The organism is Gemmatimonadaceae bacterium (assembly GCA_035533015.1).
Classification (GTDB): Bacteria; Gemmatimonadota; Gemmatimonadetes; order Gemmatimonadales; family Gemmatimonadaceae; genus JAGWRI01.
This window is the reverse complement of the sequence record DATLUQ010000029.1, coordinates 56,312-80,574: the sequence shown is the minus strand read 5'-3', so window position 1 is coordinate 80,574 and position 24,263 is coordinate 56,312. Positions and strand designations below refer to the sequence as shown.

Annotated in this window: 25 protein-coding genes; all 25 read right to left on the bottom strand. The window is 69.2% G+C overall.

The window, feature by feature from the left end; translation table 11 throughout:
- Window positions 1–71 precede the first annotated feature (71 nt).
- Window positions 72–1,187 (bottom strand): glutamine-hydrolyzing carbamoyl-phosphate synthase small subunit, encoded by a 1,116-nt coding sequence (gene carA, locus VNF92_06145; GenBank protein ID HVA57452.1) that lies wholly within the window; start codon window positions 1,185–1,187, stop codon window positions 72–74.
- Between the two features lie 2 nt (window positions 1,188–1,189).
- Entirely contained in the window at window positions 1,190–1,606 is a 417-nt protein-coding gene (secG, locus tag VNF92_06140; GenBank protein ID HVA57451.1) for a preprotein translocase subunit SecG, read from the bottom strand.
- 82 nt (window positions 1,607–1,688) lie between these two features.
- On the bottom strand, window positions 1,689–2,438 hold the full coding sequence (tpiA, locus tag VNF92_06135; GenBank protein ID HVA57450.1) for a triose-phosphate isomerase: 750 nt from the start codon (window positions 2,436–2,438) through the stop codon (window positions 1,689–1,691).
- A complete protein-coding gene (locus VNF92_06130) occupies window positions 2,435–3,634 on the bottom strand; it encodes a phosphoglycerate kinase (protein HVA57449.1) in 1,200 nt (399 codons plus the stop codon). The genes tpiA and VNF92_06130 overlap by 4 nt, the downstream gene beginning before the upstream one ends.
- A 10-nt stretch (window positions 3,635–3,644) precedes the next feature.
- Window positions 3,645–4,655 carry a type I glyceraldehyde-3-phosphate dehydrogenase gene (gene gap, locus VNF92_06125; GenBank protein HVA57448.1) on the bottom strand — a complete coding sequence of 337 codons (1,011 nt, stop codon included), beginning with the start codon at window positions 4,653–4,655 and terminating at the stop codon, window positions 3,645–3,647.
- An 18-nt stretch (window positions 4,656–4,673) separates the two neighbouring features.
- The gene (locus VNF92_06120) at window positions 4,674–5,405 is read right to left on the bottom strand and encodes a double zinc ribbon domain-containing protein (protein ID HVA57447.1); all 732 of its coding nucleotides are present in this window, start codon (window positions 5,403–5,405) and stop codon (window positions 4,674–4,676) included.
- An 8-nt stretch (window positions 5,406–5,413) separates the two neighbouring features.
- Window positions 5,414–6,229, bottom strand: coding sequence for a shikimate dehydrogenase (locus VNF92_06115; protein HVA57446.1), 816 nt, complete (start codon window positions 6,227–6,229; stop codon window positions 5,414–5,416).
- Entirely contained in the window at window positions 6,226–6,702 is a 477-nt protein-coding gene (locus VNF92_06110) for a low molecular weight protein arginine phosphatase (protein HVA57445.1), read from the bottom strand. The genes VNF92_06115 and VNF92_06110 overlap by 4 nt, the downstream gene beginning before the upstream one ends.
- A gap of 3 nt (window positions 6,703–6,705) precedes the next feature.
- On the bottom strand, window positions 6,706–7,377 hold the full coding sequence (locus VNF92_06105; protein HVA57444.1) for an L-threonylcarbamoyladenylate synthase: 672 nt from the start codon (window positions 7,375–7,377) through the stop codon (window positions 6,706–6,708).
- A complete protein-coding gene (ispD, locus tag VNF92_06100; protein ID HVA57443.1) occupies window positions 7,374–8,072 on the bottom strand; it encodes a 2-C-methyl-D-erythritol 4-phosphate cytidylyltransferase in 699 nt (232 codons plus the stop codon). Before ispD ends, VNF92_06105 begins: the two co-directional genes overlap by 4 nt.
- Entirely contained in the window at window positions 8,069–9,466 is a 1,398-nt protein-coding gene (gene radA / locus VNF92_06095; GenBank protein ID HVA57442.1) for a DNA repair protein RadA, read from the bottom strand. The genes ispD and radA overlap by 4 nt, the downstream gene beginning before the upstream one ends.
- Window positions 9,463–10,869 carry a replicative DNA helicase gene (dnaB, locus tag VNF92_06090; protein ID HVA57441.1) on the bottom strand — a complete coding sequence of 469 codons (1,407 nt, stop codon included), beginning with the start codon at window positions 10,867–10,869 and terminating at the stop codon, window positions 9,463–9,465. Before dnaB ends, radA begins: the two co-directional genes overlap by 4 nt.
- Entirely contained in the window at window positions 10,820–11,800 is a 981-nt protein-coding gene (locus tag VNF92_06085) for a uracil-DNA glycosylase family protein (GenBank protein ID HVA57440.1), read from the bottom strand. Before VNF92_06085 ends, dnaB begins: the two co-directional genes overlap by 50 nt.
- Window positions 11,790–13,010 (bottom strand): bifunctional phosphopantothenoylcysteine decarboxylase/phosphopantothenate--cysteine ligase CoaBC, encoded by a 1,221-nt coding sequence (gene coaBC / locus VNF92_06080; GenBank protein ID HVA57439.1) that lies wholly within the window; start codon window positions 13,008–13,010, stop codon window positions 11,790–11,792. The genes VNF92_06085 and coaBC overlap by 11 nt, the downstream gene beginning before the upstream one ends.
- Before the next feature lie 46 nt (window positions 13,011–13,056).
- On the bottom strand, window positions 13,057–13,266 hold the full coding sequence (locus VNF92_06075; protein HVA57438.1) for a DNA-directed RNA polymerase subunit omega: 210 nt from the start codon (window positions 13,264–13,266) through the stop codon (window positions 13,057–13,059).
- Between the two features lie 13 nt (window positions 13,267–13,279).
- The gene (gmk, locus tag VNF92_06070; protein ID HVA57437.1) at window positions 13,280–13,921 is read right to left on the bottom strand and encodes a guanylate kinase; all 642 of its coding nucleotides are present in this window, start codon (window positions 13,919–13,921) and stop codon (window positions 13,280–13,282) included.
- Window positions 13,918–14,799: a YicC/YloC family endoribonuclease gene (locus tag VNF92_06065; protein ID HVA57436.1), complete on the bottom strand. Its 882-nt coding sequence runs from the start codon at window positions 14,797–14,799 to the stop codon at window positions 13,918–13,920. Before VNF92_06065 ends, gmk begins: the two co-directional genes overlap by 4 nt.
- Window positions 14,800–14,836: 37 nt before the next feature.
- On the bottom strand, window positions 14,837–16,819 hold the full coding sequence (locus tag VNF92_06060; GenBank protein HVA57435.1) for a Plug domain-containing protein: 1,983 nt from the start codon (window positions 16,817–16,819) through the stop codon (window positions 14,837–14,839).
- Between the two features lie 59 nt (window positions 16,820–16,878).
- Entirely contained in the window at window positions 16,879–18,357 is a 1,479-nt protein-coding gene (locus tag VNF92_06055) for a leucyl aminopeptidase (GenBank protein ID HVA57434.1), read from the bottom strand.
- Between the two features lie 42 nt (window positions 18,358–18,399).
- Window positions 18,400–19,647 carry an isocitrate dehydrogenase (NADP(+)) gene (gene icd / locus VNF92_06050; GenBank protein ID HVA57433.1) on the bottom strand — a complete coding sequence of 416 codons (1,248 nt, stop codon included), beginning with the start codon at window positions 19,645–19,647 and terminating at the stop codon, window positions 18,400–18,402.
- Window positions 19,648–19,748: 101 nt separating this feature from the next.
- The gene (locus VNF92_06045; GenBank protein HVA57432.1) at window positions 19,749–21,008 is read right to left on the bottom strand and encodes an FAD-dependent oxidoreductase; all 1,260 of its coding nucleotides are present in this window, start codon (window positions 21,006–21,008) and stop codon (window positions 19,749–19,751) included.
- Window positions 21,001–21,261 (bottom strand): (2Fe-2S)-binding protein, encoded by a 261-nt coding sequence (locus VNF92_06040; GenBank protein ID HVA57431.1) that lies wholly within the window; start codon window positions 21,259–21,261, stop codon window positions 21,001–21,003. Before VNF92_06040 ends, VNF92_06045 begins: the two co-directional genes overlap by 8 nt.
- Window positions 21,258–22,400: an FAD-dependent oxidoreductase gene (locus tag VNF92_06035; GenBank protein HVA57430.1), complete on the bottom strand. Its 1,143-nt coding sequence runs from the start codon at window positions 22,398–22,400 to the stop codon at window positions 21,258–21,260. Before VNF92_06035 ends, VNF92_06040 begins: the two co-directional genes overlap by 4 nt.
- Window positions 22,397–23,356, bottom strand: coding sequence for a proline racemase family protein (locus VNF92_06030; GenBank protein ID HVA57429.1), 960 nt, complete (start codon window positions 23,354–23,356; stop codon window positions 22,397–22,399). The genes VNF92_06035 and VNF92_06030 overlap by 4 nt, the downstream gene beginning before the upstream one ends.
- Window positions 23,353–24,258: a dihydrodipicolinate synthase family protein gene (locus VNF92_06025; GenBank protein HVA57428.1), complete on the bottom strand. Its 906-nt coding sequence runs from the start codon at window positions 24,256–24,258 to the stop codon at window positions 23,353–23,355. The genes VNF92_06030 and VNF92_06025 overlap by 4 nt, the downstream gene beginning before the upstream one ends.
- Window positions 24,259–24,263: the final 5 nt, after the last annotated feature.

Below are 24,263 nucleotides of genomic sequence, written 5' to 3'. Positions count from 1 at the left end.
GGCGCTCCAAGGCCGGAGCGCTCCCCGAACTTATGGACGTTAAGTGTTGTGTGTCAAGAGTTTGGAGCGCGTCAAGCCCCGAAATTCTCGACCACGTCCATGAATTCGTCAAAGAGAGGCCGGGCGTCATGCGGGCCAGGAGCCGCCTCGGGGTGGTACTGCACCCCGAAAATCGGTAACTCTTTGTGCCGCAACCCCTCAATGGACCCGTCGTTGAGATTCACATGGGTCACAGCCAGCGCCGGCGCTCCCGGAATGCCCGATTCGTCCCCGGCCACAGCGAATCCATGGTTCTGCGACGTGATAAGCACCTTTCCGGTGGCCAACTCCTTGACCGGATGGTTTCCGCCGCGGTGGCCATAGGGCATCTTCACCGTTCGGGCGCCAAATGTGAGCCCAAGGATCTGATGGCCGAGGCAGATTCCGAAGATGGGTACGCCAGCCGTTGCAATGGTCCGCACCGTCTGCGGGGCGTAGGTGACGGCCGCCGGGTCGCCGGGGCCGTTGGCCAGGAATACGCCGTGCGGCTTCAACTCCAGCGCCACCTGGGCGGGGGTCTCGGCTGGAAGCACTGTCACCCGGCAGTCGTGTTCCTCGAACAGCCGCAGGATGTTGCGCTTGATGCCGTAGTCGTAGGCCACGATATGATGCGTCGCCGACCGGTCGCCCCACGTGTATGGCTCGCGCGTGGTCACGCGGGAGGCGAGGTCCAGCCCCTCCATGGACGGGCAGGCCTCGAGGGCCGCCATCGCTTCCGCGCCTGGTGCGTCCCCGGTTCCGAGGACCCCACGCATCACGCCAGCAGTCCTCAAGTGACGCGTGAGACGACGAGTATCAACGTCTTGAATAATAGGAACGTGCGCATTTTCAAGCCAAGCGGGGAGTCCACTCGTCGCCCGCCAACTCGAGTAGGCCGACGACAGCTCGCGCACCACCACGCCCGACACCTGCACGCCGGCTGATTCGGGGTCTTCGTCGTTCACGCCGTAGTTGCCGATCATCGGCGCCGTCATCACGACGATCTGCCCGCGGTAGGAGGGATCGGTGAAGACCTCCTGGTAGCCGCTCATGTTGGTCGTGAACACGACCTCGGCCACCGTGGGCGGAATCGGGGCGCTCAGGGTGCCGTGAAAAAGGGTTCCGTCCTCGAGGAGGAGGAACCCCGGATGATACTGAGCCGTGGTCACCGTCAGGGCTTCTTCTTGGTGTCGGTGGGCGGAGTCTTCGTTGCCGGCGCGGCCGGCTGAGTGGTGGTCGGCGCCGTCTGCAAGGGTACCGCGCCGCTGGTCTCGCCGCTGCCCAGCGGTGCTGGTGCCGAGGCGGGCGGATTCTGGAACGCGTTGTCCAGCACCGACTGCGGGGAGGCGCTCCGCGACGTCGCGAGCGAGAGCATGAAGGCGAGCGCGAGGAACAGCCCGCCGCACCACCACGAGGCCTTGGTGAGCAGATTCCCGGTTTGCCGGCTGCCAAAGATGGATTCGGCCGAACTGCTGGAGCCGCCAAACGTCGCGGCGAGCCCACCGCCCTGCCCGGCCTGCATCAAGATTGCGGCCAGCAGGAAGACGCTGTCGACGACGAGGAGAAACAGGAGAATCTTGTACAGCATGGGCGTATCGTATCAGGAGATCGGAAAACTACGCAAGCCATAAATATCGCGAGACTTAGCCCGCCGCGTCAAGGACGCCGCATCAGACGCTTGCCACCACCGATAGCCAGGTTTCCACGTCCAGGCTCGCCCCGCCGACGAGCAGGCCGTCCACACCCGGTGCGTCGAGCAGCGCGGCTGCATTGTCGGGCTTCACGCTTCCGCCGTAGAGAATGGGCACGTGCCCGATCGCGCCCAGCGCGCCCATTTCCGCGCGCAGGACGGCGTGCACCGCAGCGGCGTCGGCGGGAGTCGCGTTACGACCCGTACCGATGGCCCACACCGGCTCGTAGGCCAGGACGAGCCCACCCAATTGTGCGGCGTCGAGGCGGCTCACGCCGGCTCGCAATTGCCGCAACACCACCGATTGGGTGTGTCCGCGCTCACGTTCGTCGAGCGTTTCGCCAACGCAGAACACTGGTGTGAGGCCGTGCGATACGGCCTGGGCGCACTTGTCGGCGGTGGCTTGATCGGTCTCGCCGAATACGTGACGCCGCTCGGAGTGGCCCACGAGCGTGGCCGTGGCACCCGCATCGCGAGCGATGCGGGCGGAGTTCTCGCCGGTGAACGCGCCCTTCTCCTCGCCGGAGATGTTCTGCACGCCAAACCACAGGTCCCGCCGCGCGCTCGCGGCGTCGCGCGCCGCGGCCAGGGCGAGCGCCGACGGAAAGAACATCACCGTGCGGTCGTCGCGCGCCGCATAGCGGGCGACGAACGCGCGCATGAACGCCCCGGCCTCGGTGGGCCCGTGGTTCATCTTCCAATTGGCGGCGAAGATGGGCGCCGCGATCACGCCGCGTCGTCCAGCGCTGCGACGCCGGGAAGCGTCTTGCCTTCGAGGAACTCCAGCGACGCGCCACCGCCGGTGGACACGTGGCTCATGCGCGCGGCGAGTCCTGCTTCCTCGACGGCCGCTGCAGAGTCGCCGCCGCCCACGATCGTGGTGGTGCCGTGGGCCGTGGCGTCGGCCATGGCGCGGGACACGGCGTTGGTGCCGGCATCGAACGGCGGCTTCTCGAACACGCCCATCGGTCCGTTCCACACCACGGTCTTGGCAGTGGCGATCGCGCGTGCGTACGACCCGGCGGTATCGGGGCCGATGTCGAGCATGGCTTCGCCGGGGGGAATCGCGTCGCGCTTCACGGCGTGTGCCTTGGCGGCGTCGTCCACGCTCGGCGCCACGGTGGCGTCGTGCGGCACGATGAGCCGAGTGCCGGCCCGCGCCAGCAGCTCCTTGGCCATGGCCACCCGGTCGTCCTCGACGAGCGACTTGCCCGTCTCAAGTCCCATGGCCTTGAAGAACGTGCACGCCATGGCGCCGCCGACGAGCAGCGCATCGACCTTGGGGAGCAGGGCCTCGACCACGTCGATCTTGCCCGAGATCTTGCTGCCCCCCAGCAGCGCAACGAAGGGCCGCTTGGGGTTGGTCAGTGCGGTGCCGAGGTACTGCAGCTCGCGTTCCATGAGGAGTCCGGCGACGGCGGGCTTGAGAAACCGAGCCACGCCCTCGGTGGATGCGTGCGCTCGGTGCGCGCTGCCGAAGGCATCGTTGACGTAGAAGTCCCCCAACTCGGCCATCTGCCGGGCGAGCGCCTCGTCGTTCTTCTCCTCGCCGCCAAAGAAGCGGGTGTTCTCCAGCAGCACGACGTCGGCGCTCGGGTCGCGCGTGGCGGCTACGGCGTCGGCACCCACCGTGGCGCTCACGAACTTCACGCGGCGGGTGGGAAGCGACTCGGCGAGGCGCGCGGCGGCCGGACGCAGCGAGAACTTCTCGTCAGGCTTGCCCTTGGGGCGGCCCAGGTGTGAGAGGAGCACCACGCGCGCGCCACGAGCGAGCAGGAGTTCGATGGTGGGGAGCGCGGCGCGGATGCGCGTGTCGTCGGTGATCCGGCCGGCGTCGTCGAGCGGGACGTTGAAGTCCACACGCACTAGGGCGCGACGCCCTTTCACCTCGGCGTCGCGCAGGTCGCGAACCGTTCTCTTGTTCATCGCCCCGCCCTCAGAGCTGGCGGGCGATGAGCTGCATCAGGTCCACGCAACGCGAGGCGTAGCCCCACTCGTTGTCGTACCACCCGCACACCTTCACCAGCCCGCCATCGATGACGGCCGTGGTCTTGGAGTCGAAGATGCAGGAGTGGGCATTGCCGGTGTAATCCACGCTCACCAACTCCTCCTCGGTGTACTGGAGGATGCCTTTGAGCGGCCCGTCGGCGGCCGCCCTGAACGCCGCGTTCACCGCATCCACCGTCGTCGACTTTTCGGTGACCACCACGAGGTCGGTGAGCGACACGTCGGGGGTGGGCACGCGCACTGCGATGCCGTCGATCTTGCCCTTGAGTTCGGGAATGACGAGCGAAGTGGCCTTGGCGGCGCCGGTGGTGGTGGGAATGATGGACACCGCGGCGGCGCGGGCGCGGCGCAGATCCTTGTGCGGCAAGTCGAGGATGTTCTGATCGTTCGTGTAGCTGTGCACGGTGGTCATGCTGCCGCGCACGAAGCCGAACGCGTCGCGGATGACCTTGACCATCGGCACGAGGCAGTTGGTGGTGCACGACGCGTTGGAGATGATGGCGTGCTTGGCCGGATCGTACTTGTCGTGATTGACGCCCATCACGATCGTCACGTCCTCGCCTTTGGCGGGGGCCGAGATCAGGACCTTCTTGGCGCCGGCCTCGATGTGTCTGCGGGCGTCGTCGGCCTTGGTGAAGCGGCCCGTGGACTCGAGCACCACATCCACGCCAAGGTCCTTCCACGGAAGCTTGGCCGGATCCTTCTCGGCCAGCACCTTGAGCGAGTGGCCGTCCACCATGATGCTGTCGGCGGACGCCGAGACCGCGCCCTCATAGGTGCCGTGCACCGAATCGTACTTGAATAGGTGGGCCAGCGTTCGGGTGTCCGTGAGGTCGTTGACGGCCACGAACTCCAGGTCGTGCACGCCCTGCAGTCTGGCCGCGCGCAGTACCTGGCGCCCGATGCGCCCAAAGCCATTGATTCCTACACGAGTCGCCATCGTCGTCTCCCATGTCGTTCACCGGTCGCCCTCCGCGGGTGCCCGGCCGAATGTTGCGAAACTGATGAGGCGCGCACCTGCCGCGTGCAGCGCGGCGGCACACGCATTGAGCGTGGCGGCAGTCGTCACCACGTCGTCCACCAACACGACGTGCGATCGCCGCAGCGCACCGCGCGAGAATTCCGGCACGCTGAACGCGCCTGAAACGTTCACCAGTCGCTGCTCCGGTGTCAATTGCGTTTGCGTTCCCGTGTGGCGCGTGCGTGTGAGCACCTGAGGCCAGACGGGGAGGCCCCACCACAGGGCGAGCGCGCGGGCCAGCCGTTCGCTCTGGTTGTACCCGCGTTCGCGTTCCCGGGCGGGCGCCAACGGCACCGGTACCACCGCGGCGCGCTCCGCCAGCACGTCGTCCGGCCAGTCGAGCCGGCCCAGACGTTCAGCCATGCCCGGCGCCACGGCGTGCCACCCCCGATACTTGAGCGCGTGGACGATCGCCTGGCCGGTGCCGCGGTGCACCCAGCACACCGACCGGGCCGCGCGCACATAGGGCGGGAGGAGTTCGCACCAGCGGCACTCGGGGCGCAGCTTGGGATGCCCGCACCGTGCGCAGCGCGGCGCCGGCAACGCCGCCAGCCGCGCCCAGCAGCGCCCGCACACGATGCCCGGTTCTCCGAGGTCCAGCGGGCGCCCGCACGCCGCGCAGGCCACCGGCAGGAGCAGGTCACGGAGAGCGAGGGCCGCCGGAATCATGCGGCGGATCAGCCCAGATCGCGGACCGCCTCCCACATCAGATCCCGGTCGGGGGCGAACCCGAACCACCGCTCGAACGAGCGGGCACCCTGGCCCACCAGCATGCGAAGTCCCCCGCCGGCGCGGTGGCCGCGGACGCGCGCCTCGCGCACGAGCGCGGTGCCACCGCGCCGGTACACGACGTCGAACACCGCGGCGCCGGGTGCCAGCGCGTCGAGCGGAATGGACAGCGTGTCATCGTGCATTCCCACCGGTGTGGCGTTGACGACGAGCGGAACGCCGGCGACGGCGTCCCGGACCGAGCGTGCGACGGTGGCGATGCCTTCGAATCGGGCCGCCAACGCGCGCGCGTGGAAGTCCGTCCGATTGTACAGCCGAACGCGGCAGGCATCCCATCGTTCGATTGCCGCGATAATCCCTGCTGCGGCCCCGCCCGCCCCGATCACGCCGACCTCGGCGTCGTGCGGAAGCGTGCCGAGCAGGTCGCGCACGGCGTCGTCGAATCCATCCGCGTCCGTATTGTCGCCCACGAGGCCGCCATGCTCGGTCCAGAAGGTATTGACGGCTCCGGTGCGCTGGGCCATCGGCAGCAGCCGGTGGCAGTGCTCGGCCACGCGGCTCTTGTGCGGGATGGTCACGTTGCCGGCGGCTGACTGGGCGGCCAGCGAGGTCAGCACGCGGTCCAGCGACGCGGGCGCAACGTCGAGCAGTTCGTAGGTGAGCTGGATGTTCGCGGCGCGGAGCGCGGCGTTCTGGATCTTGGGAGAGAGCGAGTGCGCCACCGGATGGCCGATCAGCACCAGCCGCCCCGGGCGGAGTGTCACGCGGTGTCCCCGGCGGACCCGCGTTCGGCCATCAGGCGGTCGATCGTCTGGCGCACGGCACGGTCCAGTTCGTCCGCGGTAGCGCGATAGACGTCCAACTCGGCGCCCATCGGGTCGTTCACCGGCCGCGTGTTCTTTCCATGGGACGCATAGGCGGTGAGCAGGAACGACTTGCCCGCTCCGCCCAGCGCTTCGATGCGTTCCAGATGGTGCGGCCCCATGGCGAGCACGAGATCGGCCTGCTCCACCAACTCGCGATCGAGTTGCCGCGAACGGTGCGCGTTGAGATCGAGCCCGCGCTCGAGCCCAACGAGCAGCGCGCCGTCCGACGCCGACGCCCCTTCCCAGGCGCTCGTGCCGGCGCTCGATGCGTCGATATCGTCCAGTCCGCGCTCGGCGGCCACCGTGTGGGCGATGGCCGCGGCCAGCGGGCTGCGACAGGTATTGCCGGTACAGACGAAGAGCAGGCGCACCGCTCAAGCGTCTCCGACCAGAGTGGGCACGCTCTCGCGCAGCACACGCGCCGAGATGGCGCCGGGCCGGATCACGCGGGGATGACGACCCATGCAGTCCACCACGGTTGAGGGAGCAGAGGGCGCGAGGCGGCCGCCGTCGAGCACGCGCAGCTCGCCGAGCGCCACGGCATCAGACCACTGCGCCAGAATCTCCCCTGCGGTCATCGCCGGCGGAACCCCCGGGCGGTTGGCGCTGGTGGACGTGATCGCGTCGCCGTGCGCCTGGATGAGGCGCGCCGTGGCGGGGTGGCTCGTCCAGCGGACCGCCACGCCTCCCTCGGGGCCTCGCAGCTGCGGTGGCACCCGGTTCTCGCCCCCGGAGAGCACCAGCGTGAGCGGCCCCGGCCAGTGGCGGGCTACGAGGTTCGCGGCGTAGCTCGGCATATGGAGATCGAGCCGGGCCAGTGTTTCCGTTCCGTCCACGAGGAGCAGGAAGGGCTTGCCTGTGGGGCGACGCTTGAGGCGGATGAGCGCGCCCACCGACTCGCGGTCGATCGCCCCGCCGAACCCGTATACCGTCTCGGTGGGATAGGCGAGCACCTTGCGGCGTTCCATCTGATCCAGAGCCGGCCGGAGGGCCGACTGCACCTCCTGCGGGGACCAGAACGGGTAGCTGAGGGGGGCCGGTCTCATGCCTGCAGGGGAAACAACGCCTCGGCGCGCGCGAAGTCCGCCTCTTCGGTGATCTTCATGGCTCGTTCGTCACCGCGCACCACGACCGCCGGATGTCCGAACTGTTCGCACAGCGCGGCGTCATCCGTGGCATCGAGGTGGCGCGCGTGCGCCTCGCGGTGCACGTCCACGATGAGGCGACGCGGGAACCCTTGCGGCGTCTGCGCGCGCCAGAGGTTCGATCGATCCACCGTACGCACCACGTTTCGTGCGTCGTCCACTTCCTTGAGTGTGTCCACCACGGGGAGCGCCGCCACGGCGGGACCGCCCTGCTCCACGCCGGCGATCACGCGGTCGATGGTCGCCGCGTCGACGAACGGACGCGCGGCGTCGTGTACGAGCACGATCTCGGCCTCGTCTGCCAGGTCGTCGAGCCCATTGTACACCGACTCGGTGCGCGTGCGGCCGCCCACCGAGACGAGCAGCCGGTCCACATCGCACTGGAAGATCCACGGCGGCGGGTCGCCGGCATACTGGCGGGGAAGCACGCACACCACGGCCACCACGCGCGGGTGGGCCATGAACGTCTGCAGCGAGTGGAGCAGCATCGGCTTGCCCGCGATCCACCGGAACTGCTTGAGTTCCGCGCCGCCCACGCGCGTGCCGGTGCCACCGGCGACGATCACGGCGCCCACGTTCCGGGGGGGAGGGCTCACGCGAACAGCCGTTCGAACAGGTCGTTCACCGTGCGCACGCCCACCGTTTGCACCTTGGGGTTGCGTCGCTTGGGAATGCCACGTTCGGCCAGATACACGCGGCTCATGCCCTGGTTGGCCGCTTCGGCGATTCGTCGTTCCGCCTGCGACACGGGGCGCACCTCGCCGCCGAGCCCGACCTCGCCCAGGAACAGCACGTCGCTCGGCAGGGCGCGGTCGTGGATGCTCGACGCGAGCGCCGCCGCCACGGCGAGGTCGCCGGCGGGCTCTTGGAGGCGCACGCCGCCGACCACGTTCACGAACACGTCCAACTGTGCGAAGGTGAGTCCGGCGCGCTTGTCGAGCACGGCGAGCAGCAGGGCCAACCGCCGGTTGTCGAGCCCCGTGCTCACGCGCTGCGGCGTACCGAATCCGGCGCGCGTGGCCAACGCCTGGATTTCCAGCAGGATCGGTCGCGAGCCCTCCATCAATGCCGTGAGCGCACTGCCGGAGGCCGATGAGTTGCGGTCGCCCAGGAACAGCTCCGACGGATTGGCCACCGGCACCAGCCCCTGCTCGGTCATACGAAACACGCCGATCTCGTCCACGCTGCCGAACCGGTTCTTGGTGGCGCGGAGCAACCGGTGGTCGAGGGTGGCGTCTCCCTCGAAGTAGAGCACCGTGTCCACGATGTGCTCCAGGGTCTTGGGGCCGGCAATCCCTCCCCCCTTCGTCACGTGCCCCACGACCATCACCGCCGTGCCGCTCTCCTTGGCGAAGCGCATGAGGCGGGCGGCGCACTCCCGCACCTGCCCCACGTTGCCTGGCGCTCCCTCGAGATCGGAGGTGAACAGGGTCTGGATGGAATCCACCACGAGGAGCGCCGGCGCGCGCTCCGCTGCCGTGGCGATAACGGTTTCCAGATTCGTCTCGGCGAGGAGCGACACCTCGGCTGCGGCGCCGCCCAGCCGGTCGGCGCGCAGTTTCACCTGGAGCGGCGACTCCTCGCCCGAGGCGTAGAGCGTCGCGCGTCCGGCCTGTTCCAGACTGGCCGCCACCTGCAGCAGGATGGTCGATTTGCCGATCCCGGGCTCGCCGCCCACGAGCACCATGGAGCCCGGCACCAGTCCGCCGCCGAGCACGAAGTCGAATTCGTCGATGCCGGTGGCCCAGCGCTCGGTGGCGCCCCCCTTCACCTCGCGCAGGCGCGGCGCGGGTGCGACGCTGCCCCCGCCCCCCAACCCGCGCGCGCCCAGCGCACGCCGTTGCGCGCCGGTGCGGGGCGCCACGGCCATCGCCACCGGCTCCTCGACCAGCGTGTTCCATTCGCCGCACGTCTCGCAGCGGCCGGCCCACTTGGGGTGGTCGGCGCCGCACTCGGTGCAGCGGTACACGGTTCTGGCCTTTGAACTCACGGCCCGGTGTTACGCTGCGTGTAGTTCTCGAACCGCGTGTAGTGCTTGTGAAAGTACAGGTTCACGATGCCGGTGGGACCATTGCGCTGCTTGCCCACGATGACCTCCGACTTGCCTTCGAGCGAGTTGCCGTCCTTGTCGGTGGGACCGTCGTAGAACTCCTGGCGGTAGAGGAACATGATAAGGTCGGCGTCCTGCTCGATCGCACCAGATTCCCGCAGATCGGACAATTGTGGCCGCTTGTTCTCGCCGGTACGCAGCTCGGGGGCGCGCGAGAGCTGGGAGAGCGCCACGACCGGGACCCCGAGTTCCTTGGCCAGCGCTTTGAGCCCGCGCGAAATCTGGCTCACCTCCTGCTGCCGGCTCTCGGCATTGGTAGGCCCGGACATGAGCTGCAGGTAGTCGACGATGACGAGCCCGATGTTGGCCTCCACCTTGAGGCGGCGGGCCTTGGAACGCATCTCGAGCAGCGTGAGGCCAGGCGAGTCGTCGATCCAGATCGGCGCCGAACTGAGAATGCCCGCCGCGCGGGCGAGGCGCGGCAGGTCGTCGTCGCGCAGCGTCGCTTTGCGCAGGCGCTGCGCGTCCACGCGGGCCTCGCTGGTCAGCATGCGCTGTACCAGCGCCTCCTTGCTCATTTCCAGCGAGAAGAAGGCCACCGCGACATTGTTCTCGATCGCCGCGTGCTGCGCGAGGTTGAGCGTGAAGGCCGTCTTCCCCATGGAGGGCCGCGCCGCGACGATCACCAGTTCGGAGTTCTGGAACCCCGACGTAATCTCGTCGAGGTCGGTGAAACCGCTGGCCACGCCGGTGATCGTCTTGCCGCCCTTTTGCAGCAACTCGATGTGCTCCATGGCCGGCCACATCAGATTCTTGAGGCGGACAAACCCGGCATTCTTCCGCTGCTCGCTCACCTGGAAGATCCGCGATTCCGCCGCATCGAGCAGCTCCGCCGCCGTATGCTGGCCGGCGAACGCGTCGGTGACGATTCCGGTCGAGACCTGGATGAGCGAACGGATCAGCGCCTTCTCGAGGACGATCTTGGCGTGATACTCGACGTTGGCGGCGGTCGGAACGGCGTCCACCAGGAAGCCGATGTATTCCTTGCCGCCCGCCGCGTCGAGTTCGCCCCGCCGGTTCAGCTCCTCGGCGAGTGTGAGCGGATCGACCACCGTGCCCTGCTGGGAGATCGCCGTGATGGCCCGGAAGACGCGCCGGTTGCGCTCGACATAGAACATCGAGTCGTTGAGGATCTCTCCAGTGCGCTCGATCGCGTCCTGGTCCATGAGCATGGCGGCCAGCACGGCGAGTTCGGCGTCTTCCGAGTACGGCGGCTGCCGGTCGCGGAACGCGTCACCCACGGGCGATGGTGTCGTCGAGTATTCGGCGGGCAAGCTGGACATCTTCCCAGGTAGGGCGCTTCCAAGAGGGGTTTCGGAGCAGGGCGGCCGGATGATAGGTGACGATCAGTGGCACGCCATAGTATCGGTGCACCTGTCCCCGGAGCTTCCCAATCGTGAGTTTCGTTTCGAGCAACGTCTGCGCGGCGAACGTACCCAGCGCCAGGATGACCTTGGGCCGGATCAACTCGATCTGACGGATCAGATACGGGCTGCAGGCCCGGACTTCGTCCGGCAACGGGTTGCGGTTGCCGGGCGGGCGGTGTTTGAGCACGTTGCCGATGAACACATCCTCGCGCTTCAGGTCGATCGCGGCAAGGATCTTGGTGAGGAGTTGGCCTGCCTGCCCCACGAAGGGCCTCCCGGTCTCGTCCTCGGTGGCGCCCGGCGCCTCCCCCACGCACATGAGGGCGGCATTCGGGCTGCCTTCACCGGGCACCGCGTTTCGCGCCCCCTTGTGGAGCGCGCACTTGGTACAGGAACTCACCGCTCTGGCGATCTCATCCAACGTGCCGTACTGCGGCTGCTGCTGGGCGCCGAATAGTTCGCGCGAACTATTCCCCACGACGAGTCCATTGGGCGGAGCGCCGGTGGGGGCTGCCGTCGACTGGGGTTGGGCCCGCGGCGGCTCGAAGGCCCCGCGTTTGCGCATCGGATCGACGGCCGGCGCGTTCCGCGCCTCGGGGGCCGGCTCGTGCTCGCGGGCGGGCGGCTGTGTTTGGCGCGGCGGAGGCTTGACCGGGGCCGCATCGCCAGGGGTCGCGCCCGCCTGCTTGAGCGTGGCGCGCCAGTCGGCGCTGCCCCCCGGGACCGGGTTCCCGGCGCCGAGCAGACGCAGGGCGTCCTCCACCGAGAGATTATCGAGCACGAGTTCCGACTCGCCCATCTCTCGGCGCTGCTCCAGGTACCGTCGCAGTTGCTCCCTAGCGTCCACCGAGCATTCCCTCTACGCGGTCCAGGATGGCCTCGGCCACTTGGGTCTTGAGCATGAGGTCGAGGCGGGTCTCTCCACCCGCGCGATCGAGCAGCGTGACCCGGTTCGTGTCCACGCCGAACCCCGCGCCCGGCTCGGTGGCGTCGTTGACGACGATCAGGTCGAGTTCCTTGTCGTCGAGTTTCGCGCGTGCGTGTGCGAGCACGTCGTTCGTTTCGAGGGCGAATCCGACGATCACGCTCCCCGGCCGGCGCGCGCTGCGCGTCGAGACCAGAATGTCCACCGTGAAATCGAGGGTGAGCGTCGGCGCCGTGGCGCCCTTCTTGATCTTGGACGTCGCCACGTGCGCCGGGGTGAAGTCGGCGGGCGCCGCCGCCATCACCAGCGCGTCGGCGGCTCCCAGCGCACGCCGCACCGCGTCGGCCATTTCGGCCGTGGTCTCCACGTGGGTGACCCGCGGGCCCACGGGAGGCTCGACCAACAGCGGCCCGGCGATCAATTCCACGTCGGCCCCGCGCCGCCAGGCGGCTGCGGCGACGGCCACGCCCATCTTGCCGCTGCTGTGGTTGGAGATGAATCGCACCGGGTCGATCGCCTCGCGAGTCGGTCCGGCGGTGACCACTACGCGCTTGCCGGTGAGTGGCCCGCGCGTCTCGAGCAGGCGCCCCACGTGTGCGACGATCGTCTCGGGTTCCGGCATACGCCCCGGGCCGCTGCCCTCGCCCACCGCGAGCAGGCCCTCGTCCGGCGGCAGGACGTGGTAGCCGAGTTCCGCCAGGTGCCGCACGTTGCGCTGGGTTTGCGGGTGTGCCCACATGCGGTCGTTCATGGCCGGCACGAGCAGCACCGGGCACGTGGCGGCAAGGAGGCAGGCGGTGAGGAGGTCGTCGGCCTGTCCCGAGGCGGCGCGCGCCAGGAAGTCGGCCGTCGCCGGCGCGACGACGATTGCGTGGGCTTGGCGGGCGAGGGTGATGTGTTCGAGGGCGTGGCCGGGGTCGAACAGCTCGGTATGCACGGGCCGGCCGGTGAGGGCTTCGAACGTAACCGGCCCCACGAATTCGGTGGCGGCGCGGGTCATCACCACGTCCACCTCGACGCCCGCCTTGGTGAGCAAACGCGCCACCCAGGCGGACTTATAGCTGGCGATTCCGCCGGTGACGCCGAGCAGAACGCGGCGCGACGCGTAGGGCCGAGGGGACGCGAGACTCATGCGACTCGAAGCGAGGCGGGCGTGTGCCCGCGATGGCTGGGCGCGGCTACTCGCCGCGGCGCCGCGGCACGACGCGATAGACGAGCTTTCCGCTGGACAGCTCTTCCATGGCGCGCGTGGTGAGCTTCTTCTCGCCCATCGCGGAACGGTCGCGCGGGAACTCGTTGAGGACGCGCGCGTACTTCGATGCCACGAGCACGCCGAGATACTTGTTGGCGGCATGCTGCGCGACTTCCCTGGGTGTGAACACTCGCATTAGACGGCCCTGTTCAGAGAGAATGGTTCTCGATTTCCCGCTCCAACCGGTCGATCAACTGCGTGACCTGATGCCGCAGGTTCGCCACGCGATCGCGACTGGCCACTTCCGCATCGATGATCGACGACACCAGATCTACCGCCGTGCCGAGATCATCGTTCACCACCACGTACTGATACTCATCCACCGCCTGCAATTCCTGGAGCGCGGAGTGCAGCCGCGCCACCATCTGGGCGCCGCTTTCCGTATCGCGCTCCCGCAGTCGCTGCAACAGCACCTCGCCGGACGGCGGCAACACGAACACGGTCACCGATTGTGGGAAGACGCGCCGGAACTGCAGCGCCCCCTGAACGTCGATGTCCATGATCACGTGCTTGCCGGCTTGCAACACTCGATCCACTTCCGCCTGCAGGGTGCCGTAGAGGTTCCCGTGCACTTCCGCCGACTCCGCGAAATCCCCGTGCCCCTGTCGGTCGATGAATTCCCGGCGCGACAAGAAGTAATAGTCCCGTCCATTCACTTCACCAGCCCGCGGGCTCCGCGTCGTACACGACACCGAGTATCCCAGGTCCGGCCGGCGGGCCAGCAGCGTCCGGGCGATCGTCGTCTTCCCGCCGCCCGACGGGGCCGACAGGATGACGGGAAAATTACTCATTCGAGATTCTCGACCTGCTCGCGAATCCGTTCCAACTCTTCCTTGATCAGCACCACGTCGGTCACCACCACCGCATCGTTCCCCTTGCTCCCCGTGGTGTTCGCCTCGCGGAGCATTTCCTGCAGAAGAAACCCCAGCCGTTTGCCCACCCCGTCACCGCTCGCGCCGCGAATCGTGTCGCGGAATGCCGCCACGTGGGCGCGGAACCGCGACATCTCCTCACTCACGTCCAGCCGATCGGCGAGGAGCGCGATCTCCTGCTCCAGCCGACCCTCGTCGAGCGCCACGCCGCCGGCCAACTCCTGGACCGACGCCCGCAGGCGATCGCGCTGCTCCACCACACGCTCCGGCGCGCGCGCACCGATGCGCGTCAGTGCCCCCTCCACGATCGCCAGCCGCTCGTCGAGGTAGACTGCCAGCCGAGCGCCCTCTGCCTCCCGCATGGCCGTGAGCGCCGCCACGGCCCGGTCCACCACGTCCACCAACTCGTCGGCCGTGCCTTCCACCGCCGGCTCGGCGCTACCGCTCACCACCACGTCGGGCAGGCGCAGCACCGCCGCCACGTCGAGCGACTCCGGTGGCAGTCCGTGCCGCTGCTGCAACTCGCGCAACCGCGCCACGTATGCTCCGAACCGCTGTTCGTCGATCGCCGCGCTCGCGGACGCCGCGGCCTCCACGCGCGCCGTGACGGTCACCGCGCCGCGGCCGATACCGCGGCGCACCGCCTCCCGCACCTCGCCTTCCCATCGCGCCATGGCACCCGGCAGTTTGATGCTGGGATTGAAAAACCGGTGGTTGACCGAGCGCAGTTCCACGGTGACCCGTGCGCCGCCCACCGCGCCGTCGGCGGTGCCGAATCCCGTCATGCTCCGAATCATGGACAGACTCGTAAGTTACGGCACCACAACGACCTTGTCAATTCCAGAAGTACCAACGTATGCCGTACACCGAAGACTGCCGTGGCATCTGGAACCCGGGCACCGTTTGGTATTTCTCCCCGAGCGCGTTGGTGAACCGGTACGACAGTACCGCCCGTTCGATGCGGATTTCGAGTTGAGCCCCGATCGTCCGGTAGCCCGGCAGCCGCTCCACTCCGGCGGCGCCGACGGGAAAGTACGTCGCAGACTGGTACTCGTGGGTGGCGCCGAAGAAAATATGGAATGAGTTGTCCGGGAACCGGTCGAGGAGCGATGTACTGATGTACAACTGGGCCCGGGTCTGGTACTGCGGACGGTAGAACCCCGTGCTGTCGTTCCACTTGAGCGCAAAAGCGTCGGCGTTGATGCCCCTCCAGATCCGCCCCCGGACCGAAATGAACGTGGCCGTGGCCGACGGTTCGCTCACCCGGGTGAGGGAATCGTTGACCAGCGCCGGGGCCGCCAGCATCACCGCGCCTCGCATGATGGTGCCGCCGCCCAGCCAGAGGTCGTGGATGCGGAGGCCGGCTTCGAGGCGCCGGTAGCCCGGCGTGAGGAGGCTGTCCGGAGTTCGGGCATCTCGCTCCGAGCCCACCGCTCCCGCAAACCGGAGAAAGCTGAACGGAGCGAACACGGCGTTCGCCTCGCGGCGCGACACGGAATCGGGTCCCTGCCCCTCGGCGAACGCCGACACCGAGAACTTCCACAGATTGAAGTCGGCCCGCACGCTCGGCACGAACAGTCCGTGGCGCCAGCAACAGGGTTTCACGGAAGGCGCCCCGGACGAATCGGCGGCCGGGGATCCCTGGACGGTCGTCGTGTCGTGCGCGCTGTCCTGAGCCACGAACGCGCGATTGAACGACGCGAAATAGCGGGCGGCCCCGCTCACCCGCACCCCCCACCGCGTGAATCCGCCGGTCAGCAGGTACTGGGCGCCGGACACCGTCGTGTCGCCGGCCGCCTTGGTGGAGTCGATGATCGTGGGCACCGTCGTCGCTCCGCCGGCGAACTGGTAGCGCGTCGTCGCGGCGATGGCCTGCAACCAGGGGCCCCGGTCCGGACTCCCGACCCCGAACCGCAGATACGCATCACGCCGCGTCGCATCCAACTGATCGAGCGAGTCGAGGCTGTACGGGTCGGTGATCGTTCCTCGATGGGTGCGCACCTGGAGCATGAACGCGTCCACGCTGAACGGACCATGGGCCCAGCCGACTCGTCCCATAAGCGAAAGCTGATCGCTGGTGGCTCCCTGCGGTTCGGGAGCCGTTCCGTACTGTTCCACCCCGAACTGCAGCGACTCCCCGTGCTTGAACCGGCGCCCGAAGAACCCGCGGTAGAGGTTGGTCTGATGGTCGCCGGTGGTGATGTCGGTGCGCGTGTACGGCGTGGTGCGGTCCACTTCCCAGGTGTTCATGTACACCCGGACTTCGCTCGCCGACCGCTCGACGGTGACCGCCTCGATGGGCCAGAGCGGGATCTGGCTGTAGTCGAGGGAGCCGCCGGCATGGGGATCGAAGGACTGGTATTCCACCCCGTCCAGGAACACGCGCACCCGCGCCGCGTCGCCGAGGTACGTCGCCGTCATGGGCGCGGCCATCCATCCGGCGCGCAGTTGCGTGACGCCGGGCAGCCGGTCGAGCAGATCGCCCACGTTCTGGGCACCGGTGGCGAAGATCTCGTCCCGGTCGAGGTGATAGCTGCCCGTGGGATCCGCGGTCTGCGGCAGTTCGGCGTGGGCCAACGGTGCCTTGATCGTGTCGCGCCGCACCGTATCGACGGGCAGCGGTATGTGCGGCGGAGCGGTGTCGGCCCGCACCGTCGTGTCCGCTGGTGGCACGGTGTTGCCAGGCACGCGGGCCGCCGCTCTGGCCGCGGAGTCCGTTTTCACCAGCGTGTCGCGTTTGGCCGAGGTATCGCGCCTGACCAACGTGTCGCGCTTGACGACCGTGTCCCGCCCCTGGGCGCGGGCCGCCGAAGGCAAAGCGGCCCCGACCAGGAGGCCGAGGCCGGCACACCAGAGGGCGCGGACCAGTGAACGCGTCAGCTCGCCCGCCCCCGCACGAACTCGACGAAGATGCCCACCGGTACGCCCGTGGGGCCGCTGGGGATGGTCACCAGATCGGTCTCACTATACGCGGTGCCGGCGATGTCGAGGTGAACCCACGGGAACGCCTCGGCGAATTCAGCCAGGAACAGCGCGGCCGTGATCGTTCCCGCCGCGCGGCCGCCGACGTTCTTGATATCGGCCACTTCGGACTTGATGAGCGGCTTGTAATCGTCCCACAGCGGCAACTCCCAGCCGCGTTCGCCCGACCGGTCGCCGGCGTCGAGCACTTCCTGCACGAGCTGTCGGTCGGTGCCGAGCACGGCCGTGGCGCTGTGTCCAAGCGCGATCACGCAGGCACCGGTGAGCGTGGCCGCGTCGATCACGGCCGTCGGTTCGTAGCGGCGGGCGTACGACAGGACGTCAGCCAGCACGAGCCGCCCCTCGGCGTCGGTGTTGATGATCTCGATGTACTTGCCCAGGTGGCTCTTCACCACGTCGCCCGGCTTGACCGCCGTGGCCGAGACCATGTTGGTGGTGGAGCCCACGAGGCCAACCACGTTCACGGCGAGCCCCAGGCGGGCGATCGCCTCCATGGCGCCCAGCACGCCGGCTGCCCCGCACATGTCGTACTTCATCCATTCCATGCTCGCGGCCGGCTTGATGGAGATACCGCCCGAGTCGAAGCACAGTCCCTTGCCGACGAGCACCACCGGTTTGCCGTTCTTGGGGCCCTTCCGGTATTCGAGCGCGATGAGCTTGGGGTCCTGCGGCGTACCCTGGGCCACGGCCAGGAACGACCCCATCCCCTCCTTTTCCATGTCGGCGCGGCCGAGCACCGTGCACGGCAAGCCGTGTCGCTTGGCGATGTCACGCGCCGTGTCGGCGAGGAAATCAGGCGTGCAGAGATTGCCCGGCATCATACCGAGCGTGCGGGCCAGCGACTGGCCCTCGCCGATCGCCGTTCCGGTCACGACGCCGCGCTCGGCGGCCGCAAGGTCGGGAGCGAGGACGGTGCCGGCCGCCAGCGCGGCGCGCCGTTCATCGGCCGGCGGCGGCGTCTTGACGTCGTCGTAGCGCCACCCGCCGGCGATGAGCCCCACGGTCACGGCTTCGGACTCGGCGGCGGTGAGTGGACCGGCGTAGAAGGCGATGGCGCCGGTGCCCAGCCGGGCCGCGTTTCGGGCCGCCAGCGTGGCGGCCCGGCGCAGCGCGTCGGTGCGCCGCGTCGGCTTTCCCGTGCCCACGAGCAGCACGCGGCGGATGCCTTGCGCGCCGCCGGCGAGCGTGAGGACTTCATCGCGGCCGCCGCGGAAGTCACGCGATGCGAGGGCGCGGCCGATCGCGCCGAGGGTGGCCGCGTCCACAGGGGCGAGCGCGGGCGGGAGCGCATCACCGGCGCCGAGTGCGATGGCGAGGAGCGGCGTGTCGAGCGTGCCAAACTCGGCGGCACGCGCTGCGATCGGAATGGCCATGGGGTGGATATGAGTGTATGGTGATAGGTCCAGGCCGGCCGTTCAGGTGGTCATGCCCTTGATGATCTGGTCGCCGAACGCCGACGTGGAGACCTCCACTGCGCCCGGCATCTGGCGGGCCAGGTCGTACGTTACGTGCTTGGCCGCGATGGCATTCTCGAGGCCCCGCACGATCATCCGGGCGACCTCGGTCCATCCCAGGTATTCGAACATCATCACCCCCGACAGGATCACGCTGCCCGGGTTGATCTTGTCGAGGCCGGCGTACTTGGGGGCCGTCCCGTGCGTGGCTTCGAATACCGCCACGCCGTCCCCAACGTTCCCACCCGGGGCGATCCCCAGGCCTCCCACCTGCGCCGCGGCGGCGTCGGAGAGGTAGTCGCCGTTCAGGTTGGGCGTGGCCAGCACCGAGTACTCGCTGGGCCGTAGGAGCAGCTGCTGGAACATCGAGTCCGCGATGCGGTCCTTGATCACCACGGCGTCGGCGCGGGCGCCGGTCCCCGCCCTGCCCAGATCGCCCTCGGCCACCACCAGCCCCGCGAACTCGTCACGCGCCACTTCGTAGCCCCAGTCGCGGAACGCCCCCTCGGTGAACTTCATGATGTTCCCCTTATGGACCAGCGTCACCGACGGCAGGTTGTGGTTGAGCGCGTACTGGATGGCCATCCGCACCAGGCGCTTGGAGCCGAACTCCGACATCGGCTTGATGCCGATGGCCGAGTGCTCCCGGATCTCCTTGCCCAGTTCGTTCTTGATGATCGCGATGAGCCTGTCGGCTTCGGCGGACCCGGCCTTCCACTCGATACCGGCGTACACGTCCTCGGTGTTCTCTCGGAACACGATGATGTCGAGCCGGCCCGGCTCCTTCATCGGGCTGCCCACGCCCTCGAAGTAGCGCACGGGACGGATGCAGGCGTAGAGGTCGAGCACCTGGCGCAGCGTCACGTTGAGCGAACGAATGCCGCCACCGATCGGAGTCGTGAGCGGACCCTTGATGGACACCCGGAACTCGCGCAACGCGTCCACGGTCTCCTGGGGCAGCCAGTCCTTGTAGGTGGTGAATGCCTTCTCGCCCGCGAACACCTCCATCCAGGCGACCTTGCGCTTGCCGCCGAAGCACTTCTCCACCGCGGCGTCGAACACGCGAACGGAGGCACGCCAGATGTCGGCGCCCGTGCCGTCGCCTTCGATGTACGGAATGATGGGATGATCGGGGACCTTGAGTTCCCCGTCCTGGTAGCCGATGCCGTCCCCGCGTGCGGGGACCTTTGCGTATTTGTACGTCGCCATTGGGGGCGCCTGTATGTGAACGGTGAAACCGCACGACCTTCTGCGCAGCGTAAGCTACAGGTTTGTCCGGATTGCGGGCAACCGGCCGCGATGGCTGTGCGTCACCCGATCAGGTCGCCGCCGGCGGCGAGCGCGTCCACGCACACGGGCGCGATCGGAGGCCGTACCGTGCCAGGCGCCCAATCGTACATCCGCTCCAGCACGGTTCCGCACACGCGGCCCTGGCAGGCGCCCATGCCGGCGCGCGTGGCCAGCTTGGCCTCCCGGCCGCTCCAGTCGGGGTTCAGGTCTCCGACCCGCACGTCTTCGCAGCGGCAGACCACCGTGTCCGCGTCGGCGCGGCTGATGAGTTCGGCCCGCGGAGCGAACGCCCTGTCGAGGCGCGCGACCATCGCGCGGGCGCGATCGCGCGCCCGGTGCAGCCGGTTGGACGGCTGGCCCGCGGCGGCGAGCCCCGCGATCTCCCCTTCCAGGAGCGCGAGGTCCACACCGCCAACCCCCACGCATTCTCCCGCGGCGTACACGTTGGGCACCGACGTGCGCTGCGCGTCGTCCACGACGAGCATCCCTCCCGCGATGCGGCAGCCGAGGGCGATTCCCAGCTCCACGTTGGGGACGAGTCCGCACGCCGTGGCCAGCAGGTCGCACTCCACCGTCCACCGCCGGCCGCCGTCGGTGAGCGTGGCGCGTTCCACCTGCCGCGCCCCCTCGGCGCGTTCCACCCACGTGCCCATGCGAAACGGCACGCCGCGGAATGCACGGCGGTACGTCGCCGCGGCCCACAGCTTGGCCGGCGAATTCCAGAGGCCGGCACCGAAGGCGAACACGTCACGGCGCCGCGCCTGCTCGCACACTGCGGCGAGGCGTGCCCCGTGCGCAGCCACGGTGGCCGCGACGGGAAAGATCAGCGGTCCCGTCCCCGCGATCACGACGCGCTTGCCCTGCACCGAGAGGCCGCTCTTGATGAGGGCCTGGAGTCCGCCCACCCCGAACACGTTGGGCAGTGTCCAACCGGGGAACGGCAGGAACAGCTCGCGCGCCCCGGTGGCGAGCACCGTCGCGGCGGCATGAATCGTGAGCGGCCCCTCGGACGTCACGACCATCAACCGTCCGCCGCAGGCGTCGGCGACCGTCGCGCGCGGGAGATACCGTGCGTTTGACGCTTCGAAGCGGTCCATCCAGGCGCGCGCCGCCGCCCAGAGCTCGGCGCGCTCGCGGTGGCGCCAGATCTGCCCGCCGAGATGTGACGACTGGTCCACGACCACCACGCGCGCGCCGGACTCCGCGGCGCGCGCAGCCGCGGCAAGCCCTGTCGGGCCGGCGCCCACCACGGCGACGTCCACGCGCAGGGCGTCAGCCATCGGCGAGGTTCGCGGTGCGGATGTCCATCCCCGGTTCACAGGTTACGAGACAGGCGCGCTGATGGGGCTGCCCGTCGATCGTCACTCGGCATTCGAAGCAGACACCCATACCGCACACTGGGCCGCGGGGCGCTCCACGGACCGAGGTGCGGAAGGCCGACGTGCCGGCGTCGAGCAGCGCCACCACGACCATGGTGCCGGGCCGCACCTCGTGGGTGCGGCCGTCGATGGTGATGGTGATCGCGCCGCTCATGCCGCCTCCGCGGCATGCATCGGCCGGTCGGGGCGAAACGGTGCGGCATCGATGGGAGGCGCCGTCCCCAGCACCCCAGCGGCGATGAGCGCGGCCGTACCGGTGGCCGTGGTGATCCCCAATCCTTCGTGGCCGGCGGCGATCCAGACACCGGGGACGGCGGGCCAGGCTCCGATGAGTGGCAGCGCGTCGGGCGTGGCCGGGCGGAATCCCGTCCAGGTGCGGATGGCCAGGCAGTGTCCCAGCCGCGGAACGAACTCCACGGCGCGGCGGACCATGTCGGCGACGATCGCGCGATTGATCGACGCGTCGCGTCCGACGAGTTCGCGCGAGGAGCCGATGAGCACCTGGCCCGTGGCCCGCGGCTGGAGGTTGAACGCGGTGGACGCGCCGGTCATCGTATGGGCGCTGTGCAGGTAGCCGAGTTCCACGAGCTGGTGCCGCACCAGCCCCGGGTATCGGTCGGTGATCACGAGGTGTCCCTTGCGCGGCACCACCGGCAGGCCTGGGATGAGCGAACCCGTATCGATGCCGGCGGCGAGCACGATCGCCCCGGCGTCCGTCTTCTCGGTGCGCCCGGCGGCGTGGAGGGTCACCGATCCCGGGGCGACGGCGCTGGCGGTCACGCCGGCGCGAATCACGGCGCCGTGCTCGCGCGCCGCTTCGAGCAGCCACCGGGCAGCGCCGGGCGGATAGAGCACCCGGTCGTCGGGCACGAGCAGCGCGCCGGCCAAGCCGGGCCGGAGATTCGGTTCGGCGGCGGCGAGCGCGTCACGATCGAGCACCTCCGCCCGCACGCCGACCGACGCGCAGAGGGCGCGCTTGTCTTCCACCGCCCGCATCTCGCCCGCGTCGGCCGCGATCCAGAGCGTGCCCGGCGCGCGGTCCTCGCAGGGGGCATTCAACCCCGGCGCGAGGTCGGCCCACAAGCGCCGCGAGAGCGCCGTGAGGGCCAGCTGCGCGGGCGAGTCGTCCATCACGACGATGTGCCCCATGCCGGCCGCCGTGGCCCCACTTCCCGGGAACGCGGTGTCGCACACCATAACGCGCAACCCGGCGCGTGCCAACTCATAGGCGCACGCGGCACCGACTATACCCGCCCCCACGATCACGGCGTCGGGACGCGGCGGGCCGCTCATCCGGCGCGCCACCCGGAGCGGAATGGATCGGCGGGATCGAAGAAGAGCGTGCTCTGCGCGGTGATGAACGCCCGGCCGCGGATGTGCGGCACGAGCTGCCCGCCCCGTTCCTCCAACCATGCGGTGAACGTGCTGCCGGTGATGCTCTCCTGCACCCAGCGTTGGCCCGGCGCCAGCTGTCCGCGTGCGTGGAGCACGGCCAGCTTGGCCGATGTCCCCGTGCCGCATGGCGACCGGTCGTAGGCCGAGCCCGGACAGAGCACGAAGTTCCGGCTGTCCGCGTTGGGGGTGGAGGGCGGGCCGAACAGCTCGATGTGATCGATGTCGGCGCCGTCGCTTCCGGTGATGTCCTGCGCCCGGATGGCCTCGCGGATCTTCATCGCGATGCGGGTCAACTCGGGAATGTGTTGAGCGGTCAGGGAGAGCGCGTCGTACCCGGTGAGAAAGAACCAGTTGCCCCCCCACGCCACGTCGCCGCTCAGCGTGCCCACGCCCGGCACCGCCACTTCCACGTCGGCCGCGGCGCGGTAGGCGGGCACGTTGGCGATCGTCACGGCGCCGTCGGCTTCGAGGTGGGCGCTCACCGTGCCCACCGGGGTGTCGAGCCGCACGTCGCCCGGCGCCAGGCGTCCCAGGTGTTGCAGCGTGCGCACCACGCCGATCGTGCCGTGGCCGCACATGCCCAGGTAGCCGACGTCGTTGAAGAACACCACGCCGGCCGCTGATCCGGCCTCGACGGGAGGCGTGAGCAGGGCCCCGACCACCGCCTCGTGCCCCCGCGGCTCGAGCACCACGCCGCGGCGGAGGGCTTCCATATGTGTTCGCATATCATCGCGCCGAGCCGCCATCGTGGCGCCAGCGGGCATGGGCCACCCGGCGATCACGACCCGCGTGGGCTCGCCTTCCGTGTGGGAATCGACGACCTGGACCTCCGTCGCCAGCTCCCGCGGCATCATGCCGCCGACTGTGGGATGGCGGCCAGCTGCGCGCGAATGATGGCCAGCGCCCCGTCCAACTCGGCGCCCAGGAGTTCCAATCGTGGCGGCCGCACGCGCGCGTTTCCGATGTCCACCTCCTGCTGCACGAGCTTGATGAGTTGTACGAACTTGGGGACCGTGTCGAGGCGAAGCAGCGGCAGGAACCAGTGGTACAGTTCCCGCGCCTCGTGGGCCCGGCCACTCGCGGCGAGTTCGAACAGGCGCACCGATTCGTCGGGGAGGGCGTTCACGAGCCCGGCAATCCATCCCACGGCGCCGGCCGCGATGCCTTCCACGATCACGTCGTCCATGCCCACGAACACCCGGAACCGGTCGCCGTGCCGTTCGATGATCTCGGTCACGCGGCGGATGTCGCCGCTCGATTCCTTCACCGCGTGCAGGTTCCCGTGGCGCGCGAGCGCGCCGAGTTGGGCGGGCGTGACGTCGGTGCCGTAGGCGATCGGATTGTTGTACAGCATGCACGGCAGTGGCGTGGCCGCAATGACAGTGCTCAGATGGGCGAGCGTCTCGCGGGCGTCGCCGCGGTACACGTACGGCGGCAGCACCATCAAGCCGTCGCACCCCAGGCGTTCCGCCTGGCATGCCAGCGCCACGGCGTCGGCGGTGGCGAGTGTGCCGATGCCGGCCACCAGGGGTACGCGACCGGCCGTCGCCCGGCGGCAGGTGGCGAGCACCTCCACTTTCTCGGCAGCACTCAGCGTGGCGCCTTCGCCCAGGGAGCCGAGCGGCACGATGCCGCGCACTCCGCGGTCGACGAGCCACGACACGTGGCGCGCCAGGAACGCGTGGTCCACCGACAGGTCGCCGCGGAACGGCGTGGTGATGGCGGAGAAGACCCCCGACCAGTCGTGCGGTTGCATGGCGC